The organism is Phyllobacterium myrsinacearum (genome assembly GCF_002980555.1).
Taxonomy (GTDB): domain Bacteria; phylum Pseudomonadota; class Alphaproteobacteria; order Rhizobiales; family Rhizobiaceae; genus Phyllobacterium; species Phyllobacterium myrsinacearum.
Window position 1 is genome coordinate 178816 of the sequence record NZ_PVBT01000001.1, and the last position, 15201, is coordinate 194016.

Consider the following 15201-nt stretch of genomic DNA (forward strand, 5'->3'; position numbering starts at 1 on the left):
TTCGGCCGGTACCGCCTTTTATTGGGTTACCATGTTCCGATACATCGCTTCACGAGTGCTGCTGCTGATTCCGACCTTTATCGGCATCAGCTTTGTGGCTTTTATGTTTATCCGCCTGCTGCCGGGCGATCCTGTCATTGCGCTCGCAGGCGAGCGCGGCATGACGCCGGAGCGTCACCAGATGCTGCTTGAGCAGTTCGGCTTCAACAGACCGATCTGGGAGCAGTACTTCTCGTTCCTTTGGAATATTTTCCATGGGGATTTTGGGACGTCGATCGCCAGCAAACGCGCGGTCCTTGCGGATTTCCTCTCCCTGTTCCCAGCTACGCTTGAGCTCAGTCTCTGCGCCATGCTGTTTGCCGTCATCATTGGCATTCCCGCCGGCATTTTTGCCGCGGTCAAGCGCGGTTCGATCTTCGACCAGCTGAGCATGGGAATTGCATTGGTTGGTTATTCCATGCCGATTTTCTGGTGGGGTATCCTGCTGATCATCCTGTTCGCCGGTATTCTGCACTGGACGCCGGTCTCGGGCCGCATGGATCTGATCTATTTCTTCAAGCCCACAACCGGCTTCATGCTGATTGACAGTCTCATTTCCGGGCCGAAAGGTGCGTTCAAATCCGCATTCTCGCACCTGATCCTGCCGACGATTGTGCTTGGAACCATTCCGCTCGCGGTCATCGCCCGCCAGACACGTTCAGCCATGCTGGAAGTGCTGGGTGAGGATTATGTGCGCACGGCGCGTGCCAAGGGTCTTGCGCCCAAGCGGGTCATCGGCATCCATGCCCTGCGCAATGCCATGATCCCTGTCATCACGACCATTGGCCTGCAGATGGGCCTGCTGATGGCAGGCGCCATCCTCACGGAGACGATTTTCTCCTGGCCAGGCATCGGCAAGTGGATGATCGACGCCATCGCCAAGCGCGATTATGTCGTCGTTCAAGGCGGCCTGATGCTGGTCGCGCTGATCGTCATGACCGTCAATTTGATTGTCGATCTGCTCTATGCGGTCGTCAACCCGCGTATCCGCGTAAAGTGAGGAACCGTGACTAACGAAGTTTCCCCTCCCGCACCGCTCGCCGCCGCCCCGTCAACGGGCCGCATGGGCAGGTTCACGGAATTCTGGTTCTATTTCAGCGTCAACAAGGGCGCTGTCATCGGGCTTGCCACTCTGATTTTTCTGGTACTTGTTGCCATTCTCGGACCGTTCATTGCGCCGCATGCGCCCTATGAGCAATATCGTGAAGCGCTGTTGACGCCGCCAGCCTGGCAGGAGGGCGGCAATTCGTCGTTCCTGCTGGGAACGGATGCCGTCGGCCGCGATCTGCTGTCCCGCCTGATCTATGGCGCGCGCTTCTCGCTGTTCATCGGTTTGATTGTCGTTGCTATTTCCATGGTCACGGGCGTCATTCTCGGTGTTCTCGCCGGCTATTTCCGCGGTTGGGTCGATGCGCTGATCATGCGCATCATGGACATCATTCTCGCCTTTCCGCCGCTGTTGCTGGCGCTGGTGCTCGTCGCCATTCTGGGACCTGGGCTGTTCAATGCGATGATCGCCATTGCGCTGGTTCTGCAGCCGCACTTCGCCCGTCTGACACGCGCAGCGGTCATGAGCGAAAAGAACCGTGAATATGTGACTGCCGCCAAGCTTGCCGGCGCGGGTCACATACGGCTGATGTTCAAGACGATCCTGCCGAACTGTCTGGCACCGCTGATCGTTCAGGGCACGCTGTCCTTCTCGAACGCGATTCTTGAAGCGGCGGCTCTGGGCTTCCTCGGCATGGGTGCGCAGCCGCCCACACCGGAATGGGGCACCATGCTTGCCGAAGCGCGCGAATTCATCCTGCGTGCCTGGTGGGTTGTGACTTTCCCCGGTCTGGCCATCCTGATTACCGTGCTTGCGATCAATCTCGTCGGCGACGGTCTGCGCGATGCCCTCGATCCCAAGCTGAAGAGGAGCTGAGATCATGGCGCTGCTTGAAATCAAGAATCTCTCGGTCGGATTTGACACGAGCTCTGGCCAGTTCATGGCCGTGCAGGGGATCGACCTGCATGTCGATGCGCGCGAAGTGCTGGCCATTGTCGGTGAGTCCGGCTCCGGCAAATCGGTTGCCATGCTTGCAGTGATGGGGCTTTTGCCGAAGACGGCCACCGTCACCGCCGACACCATGACCTTCAATGGCCATGACATGCTGACGATGACGACCAAACAGCGGCGGGAGATCGTCGGCCGCGACGTGGCGATGATCTTTCAGGAGCCGATGGCAAGCCTCAATCCGTGCTTTACGGTTGGCTTCCAGCTGGAAGAAGTTTTGCGCTTCCATATGAAAATGGATGCCAGGACCCGGCGCACGCGGGCAATCGAATTGCTGCAGCAGGTCGGTATTCCCACGCCGGAGGAACGGCTTAACTCGTTCCCGCACCAGATGTCGGGCGGCCAGTGCCAGCGCGTCATGATTGCCATCGCCATTGCCTGCAATCCCAAGCTGCTGATTGCCGACGAACCGACGACGGCGCTCGACGTGACTATTCAGAAGCAGATTCTCGATCTGCTGGTCAGCCTGCAGGCCAAGCATGGCATGGGGTTGATCATGATTACCCATGACATGGGCGTCGTCGCGGAAACGGCTGATCGCGTGATTGTCCAGTACAAAGGCCGCAAGATGGAGGAAGCCGACGTGCTGTCTCTGTTTGAAACGCCGAAGAGTCCCTATACGCGTGCCCTTCTTTCGGCCTTGCCGGAAAATGCGACGGGTGACCGCCTGTCCACTGTCGCAGACTTCATGAAGAACGAAGCCGCCAATGCAGGAGCAGCAACATGAGCGAGATCGTTCTTGAAGGGCGCAATATCGTCCGCGATTACCACGTCAGCGGCGGCCTGTTCGGCAAGCCGAAGACAGTGCGTGCGGTCAAGGGTGTCAGTTTCACGCTGGAGAAAGGCAAGACCCTTGCCATTGTCGGCGAAAGCGGATGCGGAAAGTCGACGCTCGGCCGCATCCTGACGCTGATTGATCCGCAGTCGGAAGGCGAGCTGCTGATTGACGGCAAACCCATCAATATTGCCAGGGATAGGGTGACGCCGGAAATGCGCCGCAAGGTGCAGATCATTTTCCAGAATCCCTATGGCTCGCTCAACCCGCGCCAGAAGATCGGCGAGGTTCTCGGCGAACCGCTGCTGCTCAACACCAACAAGTCCGCCGCCGAGCGGCGGGACCTTGCCATGCAGATGCTGGTGAAAGTTGGCCTCGGTCCAGAGCATTACAACCGCTATCCGCACATGTTCTCCGGCGGGCAGCGCCAGCGTATCGCCATTGCCCGTGCATTGATGATGAGCCCAAGCCTGCTTGTCCTTGACGAGCCGGTCTCCGCGCTTGATCTTTCGGTGCAGGCACAGGTCCTCAATCTGCTGGCCGACCTTCAGGATGAATTCAACCTGACCTATGTGTTCATCAGCCATGACCTGTCGGTCGTGCGCTACATCGCCGATGAGGTGATGGTGATGTATTACGGCGAAGTGGTTGAGTACGGAACGCGGGACGAGGTATTTTCGAACCCGCAGCACAGCTATACAAAGACCTTGTTTGCGGCGACGCCGAAATCCGATGTCGCCAGCATCCGTGCCCGTCTGGAGAAGAAAAAAGCTGCCGCTTGATTTTAGCGCGCGGTTCGTCCGTTAATGGCAGACCCGTTGTGCGTGGTTAACCACGCACAGCACGATTTGCAGGAGGAACTGTTATGAGCGGACGTCAGCCGATTGCAACTGCCCCGAAGGACGGCAGCAAGGTCCAGGTCTTCTGGACGGACGAGGACGGGCAGGAGAACGAATCCCTGGCGCAATACCGGTCGCTGGACCGCCTGAAGGCAACTGGCGGCCAGTGGGATGAAACCGACGCGGGCTGGTGGATATTCACCGATTCAAACACGCAGAAGAAAGTCACGCCGCATGCATGGCAACCGGCCGGTAAAAGCGGCGACGACGATGAGGACGGCGACGACAAGTAGACCTGTCCGCGCTTCAAGCCGCCGCTGAAATCTCGAAATCGACGTGGATTTTGTCGTAAGGGAAGATCATCTTGCCAGTCCCGGTTTTGGTGATCACCCCCGCATTCAGAAGCAGCGTAACATCCGCATGAACGCCCTTGAAATCGCGCTCGACCCGGCGTGCGATTTCGCGGATGCTCAGAGGGCCTGCTCCGGCCATTGCGGTCACGATCTCCAATCGCTTGGGCGACAGAATTTTGTGCATGACCTCCCAGGTGACAAAACTGAACTGGGGTGTCGTCTCGGCCTCACCTGTTTTCCAGGCGATCTCAACATCATCGAGAGCGGACGCCAGTGTCTGAACCTTAAAGGTGATTGTTTTCATGGAGCCATCTTTCAACATCGCCTTTGAAATCCGCCAGAAGCGCTTCTATCGTCGAAAACGCATAGGGAATTTCCGCTTCTCCAATATGCCTGTGATCGCCCTTGCCAGCTTCATTGTCGTACCGTAACACGCAGACATTGTTGGCAACCAAAGCAAAACGATATTTGTACGTGTGGCTGCTGCCTTTCAATGGCGCCGGAATACGCCAGACCACAATCTCCGTGAATATGTTCTGGCCCACGAAGACCCGCCGGGAAACAAGGCTTTCTGCCTGCGCCATGACTGTACCATCATCAAAAAACGATGTAAATCACACCATCAACATGGGGTGAACCGTCGCATGATAGGGATGTTCACGGCTGGTTTCTCTGATGCTTTAGTAGTCCCCGCACGATGTCGTCGGCCGAGATCATGCCGAGAATGGCGCCGTTCTCGACAATGCCGACATCGCCGCCATTTTTCGACACCGCCTGCATGATCTGGCGCACGGGGGTGGCCAGCCGTGCCGTTGCGGCGAAGGGACGGTTGGCGGACCGGCTGCGGTCAAGCGGCACCATGATGTCGCCGGCCGTCAGCACACCCAGCGGATTCATGTTGGCCACGAAGTCAGCGACATAATCATTGGCCGGGTTGAGCAGGATATCCTGCGCCGTGCCGCACTGGATGATGCGGCCGCCCTCCATGATGGCGATGCGGTTGCCGATCTTCATTGCTTCGTCGAGATCGTGGCTGACGAAAACGATGGTCTTCTTCAGCCGTTCCTGCAGGCTGAGCAGTTCGTCCTGAAGGCGGGTGCGAATGAGCGGATCGAGCGCCGAAAACGGCTCGTCCATCAGCAGGATCGGTGCGCCGGTGGCAAAGGCGCGGGCAAGACCGACACGCTGCTGCATGCCGCCGGAGAGTTCGCCGACCTTGCGCTTGGCCCAGTCCTTGAGATTGACCAGCGCCAATTGCTGTTCCACGGCTTCCGCCCGGTCTTCCTTGGACACCCCCGACAATTCGAGGCCGAAGCCGACATTTTCTTCGACCGTGCGCCAGGGCAAAAGGCCGAACTGCTGGAAGACCATGGAGACAAGATGCTTGCGCAAATCGCGCAGCGTATTCTTGTCCGCCTTGCCGACATCGACCGAGCGGCCGCCATGATGCACGACGACGGAGCCGCGCGAAATCGGGTTGAGGCGGTTGATGGCGCGCAGGAGCGTGGATTTGCCCGAGCCGGACAGGCCCATGAGCACGAGGATTTCACCTTCGGCAATGGTGATTGAGCAATTGTGGACGCCGAGCACATGGCCGGTTTCCGCCTGGATGTCCGACCGGCTCTTGCCCTGGTCGGCAAGCGCCAGCGCGCCGTCTGTCTTCTTGCCGAAAATGATACAGACGTTTTCAAGGGTGATCGCGGTCATTCACCAGGCTCCTTGCCGGGACGGAAGATACGGTCAAGCACGATGGCGACGACCACGATGACAAGGCCTGCCTCGAAGCCCAATGCCGTGTTGACCGAATTGAGCGCGCGGACAACCGGAACGCCGAGCCCATCGGCACCGACCAGGGCGGCAATGACCACCATGGACAGGGACAGCATGATGGTCTGGGTCAGGCCCGCCAGAATTTGCGGCATGGCATAGGGCAGTTCGATCTTCCACAGAAGCTGGCGCGACGATGCGCCAAAGGCTTCACCTGCCTCAACCAGATGCTGCGGGGTGGAGGACACGCCCAGATGCGTCAGCCGGATCGGAGCAGGCAGAACGAAGATCGCCGTTGCGATCAGGCCGGGCACCATGCCGATGCCGAAGAAGACGATGGCCGGGATGAGATAGACGAAGGTCGGCAATGTCTGCATTAGATCAAGCACGGGCCGGATGGCCGCGTAGAAGCGGGGGCGGTGGGCGGCGATGATGCCGACGGGGACACCGATGCCCATGCACAGGATGCAGGAGGAGAGCACCAGCGTCAGTGTCTCCATCGTTTCCTTCCAGTAGCCCTGATTGAGAATGAACAGGAAGCCGAAGAGAGTGAGCAGGGTGACCGCAATCGAACGGCGCAGCGCATAGGCAACCGCTGAAAAGATGGCGACCATGATCAGCGGATGCGGATATTTCAGGACGAACATGAGGCCGTCGATGAACGACTGCATGACGAAGGCGAGCCCATCGAAAAACCCGGCGAAATTGTTCGTGAGCCAGTCGACGACGGCCTTGGCCGTCTTGCCTACCGGAATCTTGTCTTGTGTCAGCCAGTCCAAGCGAAAATTCCTCTGTCGGTTGCAGTATCAGGCGAAAGAATCGCCCGGCGCAGGCGCCGGGCGACAATATCGGCAGGCCTTAAAGACCGAGAGACTTTTTGACGGCTGGCAGACCGTCCTTGCCGTCAACCGTGGTCACACCGGCAAGCCAGGTGTCGAGAATGGCAGGATTGGCCTTCAGCCATTCGGAGGCGGCCTTCGGGCCGTCTTCGCCGTCATCCAGAATCTTGCCCATGATCTCGTTTTCCATTTTCAGGTCGAATTTGAGATTGGCCAGAAGTTTGCCAACATTCGGGCATTCGGTCGTATAGCCGGCGCGAACATTGGTGTGAACGGTTGCACCGCCAAAGTCGGGGCCGAAGAAATCATCGCCGCCGGAAAGGTACTGAATCTTGAAGTTGGTGTTCATCGGATGCGGCGCCCAGCCGAGGAAGACGATGGGCCCCTTGGTTTTCGTCTGCTTGGCAACCTGCGCCAGCATTCCCTGCTCGGATGATTCGGCAACCTCGAAGCCCTTTAGGCCGAAAGCATTCTTGGAGATCATGTCGAGGATCAGGCGGTTGCCGTCATTGCCCGGCTCGATGCCATAGATCTTGCCGCCGAGCTCGTCCTTGAACGTGACGATATCCTTGAAGTCTTTCAAACCCTTGTCATAAAGGTACTGCGGTACTGCCAGCGTATATTTTGCGCCGGTGAGATTCACACCGAGATCCTCAACCGTCTTGTTGTCGAGATAGGGTTTGAGATCGGCGGCCATGCTGGGCGTCCAGTTGCCCAGGAATACGTCGATGTCTTTCTTGCCGAGGGACGCATAGGTCACGGGAACCGACAGGACTTTCGTATCGGTGGAATATCCCAGCCCCTTGAGCACGGCGCTTGCCGCTGCCGTGGTCGAGGTAATGTCGGTCCAGCCGACATCGGCGAATCGAACGGCCTTGCAACTCGCGGGTTCCGCGGCGAAGGCGGTGCCGGCGGTCAGCGTGAGAGCCAGTGAAATGGTCAGTTTGGTCAACATTTTCATCGATTGTTCTCCCTCTCCGGTTTTCTACCGGCTGTTAAGGGCATGAACCAAGCACCAATTTCGCAGGGGTTCAAGCATAGCCGCGCATAAATCCGGTCAATTCGCGACAGTTGTTGATATTCCGGCAAAAGTTGCACCCTCTGCGCCGGAGAGGCTTCAAGCGCGGCCACGAGTCTGATTAAACGCCCCTATGGCAAAACTCTATTTCAGCTACTCCACAATGAACGCCGGCAAGTCCACCATGCTCCTGCAGGCGTCCTACAATTATCAGGAACGCGGCATGCGGACGATGATGTTCACGGCTGCGCACTATGCGGAAAATGGCGCCGGCGTCATTTCCTCCCGTCTTGGCGTGACCGCTGCGGCCGAGCTTTACCGCGAGGAGGACAATCTTTTCGACCGGATTGCATCGGCGCATGGCGAGAATGCATTGAGCTGCGTTTTCGTTGATGAGGCGCAGTTCCTCACCCGGGACCAGGTCTGGCAACTGGCACGCGTTGCCGACCGGCTGCATCTGCCCGTGATGTGTTTCGGGCTTCGCACAGACTTTCAGGGCAAGCTCTTTCCCGGTTCGGCCGAATTGCTGGCCATCGCCGATACGCTGCGGGAGATCAGGACCATCTGCCATTGCGGCTCGAAGGCGACCATGGTGGTCCGGCACGATTCGACGGGCAAGGCGATCACTGAAGGAGACCAGGTATCCATCGAAAAATCCGTGTATGTCTCGCTTTGCCGCAAGCATTGGGAAGAAGAAACCGGGCGGATTGCTTTGGACCCTTAGAGCCGGCTCCGGCCCAATATCGCCTGTCATTTTTCTACAGGCTTTTTTTCGTTAAATGCCGTGTCTATATTCGGGCGGCAGATAAATTTATGATTTTATCTTGGGCATCTAGGGGAGACACCAATGGCGAGCTTGCAGAGCTTTGATACCGAGATCGAAAAGACCCGGAACATGGTCAATGAGATGCGGACGAAAATAGACCAGTCCAGCGTCGTGCTCGACAAGTTCGCCAAGGCGGATACCGCGATTGGAAATCCTGACTTCGACATTGAAAATGCCCGCATCGACGATGTCCTGCGCCAGCAGAAAGTGATGGAAGGCAATATTGCCGACCTGATCATCGGACTGGAAGATGCGACCAATGTCTTCGGTTCCGAATTTGAAAGCATGAAAAGTTATTCCGGCTGGGAAAAGCTGGTCGGCGTTTTCTCCAAGGACAAGATGCAGCGTCTGCGCACGGATCGCGTGCGCAACATGTCGCTGGCCGGCAATCTGCAGGAACTGCTGTCGAAGTCCGACCGCATTGTTGGCATTCTCAAAGAGCAGAAGACCATTCTCGATGCGCGCTACAAGACGTCGGAAGCCAGCCTTGCCAATGTGATCGAGCGCCGCAAGACAACAGTGGCGACGCTCGAAGCCACGCAGAAGCGCATCGAAGAGCTGAACCCGCTGCTGCTCGATATTGAAAACCGGATTGCCGCCTCCACCGATCAGGGCACCCGCGCCACGCTGGAAGGCGACCGCTCGAAACTGGCGACGGAATACAATGAGCGTCAGGCGAAAGAGCAGGAGCTTCTGGCGGAAAGCCAGACGCTGGAACGCTACACCTCCATGTTCCAGACATTCGTCGATTCGCTCAACAACCAGATCGCCGCGCAGAGCACGCTGATCAACAAATTGTCGATCGATACCGAACAGCGCATCGTTCTCTACAAGGCGCTGGAAGATTCCTTGAAGACGGCCGCCCAGCAGGACGTTGCCCACAAGATCAATACCCTTGGCAGCCGCGTCGATACGGCGGCGGAAGAGACCATGGCTGGTGTTGGCGCCGCAGCGCAGAAACACATTGGCGACCTTCTGGAGATGCACGAGAAGAACATGGTCAGCACCCAGGATATCCAGCGGCGCAAGAAGCTCGCCGACGATGCATTCTCACGCCGTTTCTCGGAAGTCCTGAAGAAACACAATTCCGCTGACTACGTGCAGAATTAATGGCTGGGAATGCTGATCTGACCGCCGCCGAACGCTATTTCGGTGCGATCCGCGCTGCGCTGGACGGGCTGGATATTTTTCTCAACAACCAGCAGTCGCCGCTCTACAAGCACGATCTCGTCGCCCAGACCGTATCGGAATATTTGCGGCGGCTGGAAGCCTCCTTCGAATGCTGGCGCAACCGGATCGGCTTTACCGACCGGTTCCAGATTTCGCGCGCCGAAAGCGGCTTTCCGGTTTTCCAGAATGTGCTGGAACTGGAAAATGACAAGCGGGACACCAGGGCCCGGCTGGCGGCCATTCCGCCAGCGGCAGCGCTGCGCCATGAAATGGCGGATTTCATCCTGCGGCACCGCGCCTTTCCGCGCGATCTGCAGAAATCGATGGCGGAGCGGATTTATCTGGAAGCGGTCGAGCAGGGCGAGGTTTTCTCGCCCTTCATCCTGCCGGTGACCATCCGCGTTTCAGTCAATCCAAAGACCATGCGGCCGCTCTACGTGGTGCACTGGGGCGCCTTTGACGGCGCTTCCAACCTGCCGCTGATCTATATGGCGATCATCGAGGATTCGTCGGACGGCCTCGTGGAAACCCTCGTGGGCAGGGATGGCAAGCTCAATCCCGGCGTGCGGATTCCGCTGCCTGTCGGCGGCCTGCTCAATCCGGAACTGGCGCGGCGTTTTGACGATTTCGCCGCCAAGAATTCGGCCTATTCGCTGTCGCCGGTCACGATTGCGACAAGCCTCGATACGGATTTTCCGGAGCTTCACCCCAAGCAGTTGCGGCGCGTGGTTCTCGGGCCGTTCTATACGACGGGTATTACCGAGCATAACCAGACGGTTGCCGACGTTCTGGAACGCGTGCGCAAGCCGGAGGATGCCTGGCTTCTGACATGGACCATGCAGGAGGTTTTCTCCAAGGCGGAACGGCCGGGAAAGCGGGGGCTGTGGTCGTCGGAGCCGGCGCGCGAGGAGTTCTATATCAATACGGATGATCTGGAGGCGGCCCGGCAGGGCGTCAGCAGTTACGAACAGCACGCGCTGGTGCCGCACGAAGCCTATCAGGCGCTCTATGCCTCGGGCGAGGCCAGCCGCATTTTCAGCGGGTTCAAAACCCATATCCTGTCCAATGGCCAGGTCATCAGCGACATTTAGGGGAGCACGATCATGGATGTCGGTTTGACCACCATCGACGAGAAGGACATCACCAAGCATCTGCCGGTGGCGCAGGCCATGGTCACGCGCTTTGTCGTGCTGGAATCGGGCGATGCGAAATCCGGGACCGAGCTTGCCGGTACCGGGCGGCGGTTTGTCTCAACCGTTTCGACCGGCGGTTTGCGGTCAACGCGCGAGGTGGATCTGACCAGGACAATCCAGGCCGTCCGTCCTGATGACCAGATGCTGTCCATCGCCCAGCACACGCTGTTGTTCCGGGTGCGCCGTGGCGTGGCGGTGGCATTGGCTGTTGCCGATGTTTTCGGCCGGCAGAGCGATCTGGAGAACCTTTTGGCGCGCAATGCCTCGGCACCCCTGCAGGGAGAAGATGCCAGCCATTTCAAGAAGCTCTTGTCCGCCGCTGCCTACGTCTCGGCCTTTGCGCTGGCTGCCTATCTCGGCCAGCTGATCGAAGCGGATAGCCAGGCCGCCAATGATGTGACGGTTGCGGAATTCAATTTCGACACGGCGCAGGATGCACTGAAATCCATCGTCGGCGGTTTGGACCGGGCGATTGCCGGTGCCGCCGATGAACAGACCATGCTGGCGCGGGCGAAGGCCTATGCTGCTGCGGCCATTGAAGGCCTGCTGCAGCGCAAGGGGCGTTTTGACGGGCTTGGCAGTTTTGAAGACACGCATCTGCGTCTCGACAGCGACGATTTCACGCTTGACGGTTTCGATGTAGCGCCGGGCAAGAAGCGCACGCCCTTGGTGATGACCTTCAAAAAGCCGGATGAAGTCATCGGTAATCACATTGCCAAATATCAGGCGCTGAAGCTGTCAAAGATGCTGATGGCCTATGATTTCGACCGGCAGCTCAACCCGTTCGTCGAGCTGGGCGGCTTTCTGTTCACCTTCATCGGCGACGGCGCACCCGGCACGGGCAAGACGACGCTGATCCAGATGATTGCCGGTCTCGTCAACGATTACTGCCAGGTGGCGGGCTATGCCTTCCACTACGAGAATTTCGGCGTCGACCAGATTTCCTCCTATCAGGGAAAATCCGGGCAGAACTGCCGACAATTCGTCAACAACGTGCTCAATCCGCGCGTGATCGGCTTCGGTACCATCGACGATATCGATCAGGTTGCGGCGCGGCGTTCCGACGACCGGGCGTCTGCCGGCCAGCAGGAAATTACCGGCGTGCTGATGGAAGCTTTTGCCGGGGCATCGACGGTGGTGCGCGGCAATTGCGCGTTCGGCATGTTCTCCAACTATCCGGAGAATGTCGACGATGCACTGCGCCAGCGCGCCGGGGCGCGCTGGCTGGTGGACGGGCCGCAGACGCGCAACGATTACATCGATATCTTTGCGCTGCTCGCCGGCAAGAACCACAGGATTCCGCTGGGTGAACACAAGCTGTTCGAAGACCAGCAGATCGAACGCGCCGTGGATGCCGCCTATGAACAATTGTCGAAGCCGCAGGAAGACGGGCTGAAAGCGGTGTATGAGCGCTTCATTTCCGAGAACGGCGAACCGGAAACGCTTGCCGATATCGGCACCTATCTGCACATGATCAAGGAGCGCGAGCCGCGTTTCACCGGCCGCGCCATCAAGAATGTGACGGATGCGATCAAGATGCGCGCCATGGACATCGAACTGCCGGATGAGTGGTTCGAAAAGCCCGAGACCTTCATGCACAAACCCTACGACGACAAGAAGGCAATGGTTGAGGAACTGCGCAAGCCCTTCACCATGGAGATGGTGCTGCAGGAAACCAACCGGTATGCGGATTCGGAATTCCGTTATGCCGACAAGTCCGACGATGCCGCCGTGGAGAAAATCGTTCGCGATGCGCGCCTGCGCGAACGGGCGATCAGGGAAGTGGAAGCCCTGAAAGCCAGGGGGCAGTGGGACGCCTGATGGACCTCCTCTATGAAAACGAACTGATCTACGGGCGTCTGCTGACGATCGACCAGCCGCATCTGATTGAACGCTACAACCGGGCGCTGACGGCTTTTGGCTTCAAGGCAACCGAACTTGCGCGGTTCAATATTGACCGGACGGGATTCTCGCCGGAAATCGCCGCTGAGCTGAAGGACCCGTCCTATCTCGATCCCAATGGCGTCAACCGCCGCTTCATCATTCTGACGCCGGATCAGGCGACGCTGCCGGTGGTTCACACGCAGTTCTCCAACACGTCCCAGCTGATGTACGAGTTTTTCAGCAGCAATGCGCGGGCGATCAACGCGCTGACCATCAAGGATGTGATCTTCGGCGAGATCGAGGACAGTGTTTCCATTGTCAACGACATCGAGGATCTGCTGTCGATCAATCAGGTCGAGTTCCGCGTCCTTTCCGCTGAAAACGTCATGGGGCAGGCGGCGGAACTGCGTCTCTTGGTGGACCGGCTGCAGAACGAGCCGAACACCTGGCGCGACGACGATCTCATCAACCGCATGGTCGACCTTGCCAAGGTCACCGGCGATATCCGCGAGAATTCACTGGTGCCCGACAAGGTGGTGTTCCGCCACAGCGCCTTCTGGACCAGCCATTTCGGCGGCATCTATATCTTTGTCGATGACAATACGACAACGGTCATCGGCGATTCCGCTGCTCCCGGTTTCCGCCGCTCGCGCCCCTGGCAGGTCAATTACATCTCGATCAAGGATGCCGACCAGGTGTTCCAGTTTCTTGCCGCGACGGGGCGTATCGAGTTGCCGCGCGGCTCGTGGATCGAGCAGTCGGGCTATCTGGAAAACCGCGGCGAGATGATCATCCGCCATCTCATCCAGACGCTTGAACCGGAACGCAATCTGAGCGGCATTGACCGCATCTGGCTGCAGACCTGGATTCACGCCAATGCCAGCCTGATCAATCATGACGGGACATGGCCGTTCCTGAACGCCGCGAAACGTGAAATTGCCCAGACAGGGCAGATCAACCTCTCCGAGATCGATCCGGCGCGCCGTTTTCTGGTGGTGCGGGCGCTCCCAAGCCATCCCGATGCCTGGCTGGTCAATCAGCTGATCAGTGATTTTGTCCCGTGGGATTTCCTGTCGCGCTACATCTTCAACAAGCAGGGCTTCTACGCCGATTACGGCCGCTGGAACCCCGCCTATCAGGAACACGTTGTCGATATACTCAAAACCACCTATTTGAAGGACAAGGAAGGGCTGCGCAGGCGGCTCTACGGTCTCACCTCCTAGCAAGGATGCACAATGCTCGATCCCGTCATCAACTTCTTCAGCCGGATTTTCTATCTGATCGGACGCGGCATCGGCTATGCGGTCGGTATCCTCCTGTGGCCGTTCCTGTGGGCAGGGCGCTGGTACACCCAGCGCGGCTGGATCCTGAAGGCAGTCGTGGGTGCAATACTCATTCTCTGGGTCGGGCTTTACGGTTATTTCTTCTGGGTCACGCAGGTCTGGACGAATTTCAATCCGGACTACGTCGCCGCCTATAATTTCGACAAACGTGACGTTGCTGCCGGCGAACCGGTTGCTGCACAAGCCGTCGGGACGGCGCCCAAGAGCTGCGCCCGGTCGGCCATTGTGGAAGTCACGGCTGACCTTACCGATTTCAACGTGAACCAGAATGCCTGGATTTCCTCCATGCTGCTGTTCAAGCTCGGTTTCTTCGGCATGTCGTGGGACGATACGCCCTTCCTCGACAACAAGGCGGCGTTCCAGCGCGGTATCAACTCCGCCGTGCGGCGGACAGCTGTCGAGCTTGTTGACACGCTTGGCCGCGTCCGCGGTACATCGCAGATCGATAATGATCTGCAGAAAGCGCGCGGCAATCTGCAGTTCACCGAGGATGCATGGTATTTTGGCCTCAACCCGTTTGGCCCCAAGACCCCAACCCCGAGCTACTACCGCTCGGCGGTCAAAGACCTCAGGACGTTCAATTCGAAACTTGAAACCTGCAGTGCCGTATTCGATGCTCGTGCCGACAATCTCATGCAATTCATCGACCGTATCGCCAATGATATCGGCTCTACCTCCGCCATCCTGAAGGATCGCTCGGAGAAGAACAATTATGGCTGGTTCGATACCCGTGCGGATGACCGGTTCTGGTTCGCCTATGGCCAGCTCTACGCCTATTACGGTCTGATGAATGCGGCGAAGGTCGACTTCAAGCAGGTCGTGCAGCAGAAGAATCTGGCTCCCCTGTGGGATGGCATGGACGGACAGCTCCGTTCGGCGCTCAACATAACGCCATGGATCATCGCCAATGGCAGCGAGGGCGGTTGGTTGTTGCCCAACCATCTGACAACCATGGGTTTCTATATCCTGCGCGTGCGTTCCAATTTGATTGATATCAAGCAGGTTCTGCAGCAATAAGTGGACTTGGGCGGGTAAAATGCTATATTTAGCCTTGGAGTGAGGGCGAGCTTTCGCCCACCCTCTTTCCTGGTTACATGAA

16 protein-coding genes are annotated in these 15201 nt (G+C 58.2%); 11 read left to right on the top strand and 5 right to left on the bottom strand.

What is annotated here, in order from left to right:
• The first annotated feature begins 31 nt into the window (after nt 1–31).
• From C5750_RS00875 to C5750_RS00895, 5 genes are all read left to right on the top strand, one after another.
• The gene (locus tag C5750_RS00875) at nt 32–1039 is read left to right on the top strand and encodes an ABC transporter permease subunit (protein ID WP_105731983.1); all 1008 of its coding nucleotides are present in this window, start codon (nt 32–34) and stop codon (nt 1037–1039) included.
• A gap of 63 nt (nt 1040–1102) precedes the next feature.
• Nucleotides 1103–1963, top strand: a complete 861-nt coding sequence (locus C5750_RS00880; protein ID WP_105731984.1) for an ABC transporter permease subunit — start codon at nt 1103–1105, stop codon at nt 1961–1963.
• A 4-nt stretch (nt 1964–1967) separates the two neighbouring features.
• Nucleotides 1968–2822 carry an ABC transporter ATP-binding protein gene (locus C5750_RS00885; protein ID WP_105731985.1) on the top strand — a complete coding sequence of 285 codons (855 nt, stop codon included), beginning with the start codon at nt 1968–1970 and terminating at the stop codon, nt 2820–2822.
• Nucleotides 2819–3652, top strand: coding sequence for an ABC transporter ATP-binding protein (locus tag C5750_RS00890; RefSeq protein ID WP_105731986.1), 834 nt, complete (start codon nt 2819–2821; stop codon nt 3650–3652). Before C5750_RS00885 ends, C5750_RS00890 begins: the two co-directional genes overlap by 4 nt.
• Before the next feature lie 83 nt (nt 3653–3735).
• Nucleotides 3736–4002, top strand: coding sequence for a hypothetical protein (locus C5750_RS00895; protein WP_105731987.1), 267 nt, complete (start codon nt 3736–3738; stop codon nt 4000–4002).
• A 13-nt stretch (nt 4003–4015) separates the two neighbouring features.
• On the opposite strand, the gene C5750_RS00900 is transcribed toward C5750_RS00895, so the two are convergent.
• The 5 genes from C5750_RS00900 to C5750_RS00920 all read right to left on the bottom strand — a co-directional run bounded on the left by C5750_RS00900 (nt 4016) and on the right by C5750_RS00920 (nt 7629).
• Entirely contained in the window at nt 4016–4366 is a 351-nt protein-coding gene (locus tag C5750_RS00900) for an HVO_A0114 family putative DNA-binding protein (protein ID WP_105731988.1), read from the bottom strand.
• Nucleotides 4347–4646 (bottom strand): toxin-antitoxin system TumE family protein, encoded by a 300-nt coding sequence (locus C5750_RS00905; protein WP_105731989.1) that lies wholly within the window; start codon nt 4644–4646, stop codon nt 4347–4349. The genes C5750_RS00900 and C5750_RS00905 overlap by 20 nt, the downstream gene beginning before the upstream one ends.
• A 73-nt stretch (nt 4647–4719) precedes the next feature.
• Nucleotides 4720–5769 (bottom strand): choline ABC transporter ATP-binding protein, encoded by a 1050-nt coding sequence (choV, locus tag C5750_RS00910; protein WP_105731990.1) that lies wholly within the window; start codon nt 5767–5769, stop codon nt 4720–4722.
• On the bottom strand, nt 5766–6608 hold the full coding sequence (gene choW, locus C5750_RS00915; protein WP_105731991.1) for a choline ABC transporter permease subunit: 843 nt from the start codon (nt 6606–6608) through the stop codon (nt 5766–5768). Before choW ends, choV begins: the two co-directional genes overlap by 4 nt.
• A 79-nt stretch (nt 6609–6687) precedes the next feature.
• Nucleotides 6688–7629 (bottom strand): choline ABC transporter substrate-binding protein, encoded by a 942-nt coding sequence (locus C5750_RS00920; protein ID WP_105731992.1) that lies wholly within the window; start codon nt 7627–7629, stop codon nt 6688–6690.
• A gap of 190 nt (nt 7630–7819) precedes the next feature.
• Between C5750_RS00920 and C5750_RS00925 the strand changes: the two genes are divergently transcribed.
• The 6 genes from C5750_RS00925 (at nt 7820) to C5750_RS00950 (ending at nt 15119) form a co-directional block, all read left to right on the top strand.
• On the top strand, nt 7820–8410 hold the full coding sequence (locus C5750_RS00925) for a thymidine kinase (protein ID WP_105731993.1): 591 nt from the start codon (nt 7820–7822) through the stop codon (nt 8408–8410).
• 123 nt (nt 8411–8533) lie between these two features.
• Complete coding sequence (locus C5750_RS00930; protein WP_105731994.1) at nt 8534–9622, top strand: hypothetical protein; 1089 nt, start codon at nt 8534–8536, stop codon at nt 9620–9622.
• The gene (locus tag C5750_RS00935) at nt 9622–10773 is read left to right on the top strand and encodes a hypothetical protein (protein WP_105731995.1); all 1152 of its coding nucleotides are present in this window, start codon (nt 9622–9624) and stop codon (nt 10771–10773) included. The genes C5750_RS00930 and C5750_RS00935 overlap by 1 nt, the downstream gene beginning before the upstream one ends.
• A 12-nt stretch (nt 10774–10785) precedes the next feature.
• Nucleotides 10786–12696, top strand: coding sequence for an AAA family ATPase (locus tag C5750_RS00940; RefSeq protein ID WP_105731996.1), 1911 nt, complete (start codon nt 10786–10788; stop codon nt 12694–12696).
• Nucleotides 12696–13982 (top strand): DUF6638 family protein, encoded by a 1287-nt coding sequence (locus C5750_RS00945; protein ID WP_105731997.1) that lies wholly within the window; start codon nt 12696–12698, stop codon nt 13980–13982. Before C5750_RS00940 ends, C5750_RS00945 begins: the two co-directional genes overlap by 1 nt.
• A gap of 12 nt (nt 13983–13994) precedes the next feature.
• A complete protein-coding gene (locus tag C5750_RS00950) occupies nt 13995–15119 on the top strand; it encodes a DUF2333 family protein (RefSeq protein ID WP_105731998.1) in 1125 nt (374 codons plus the stop codon).
• The last annotated feature ends 82 nt before the right edge of the window (nt 15120–15201 follow it).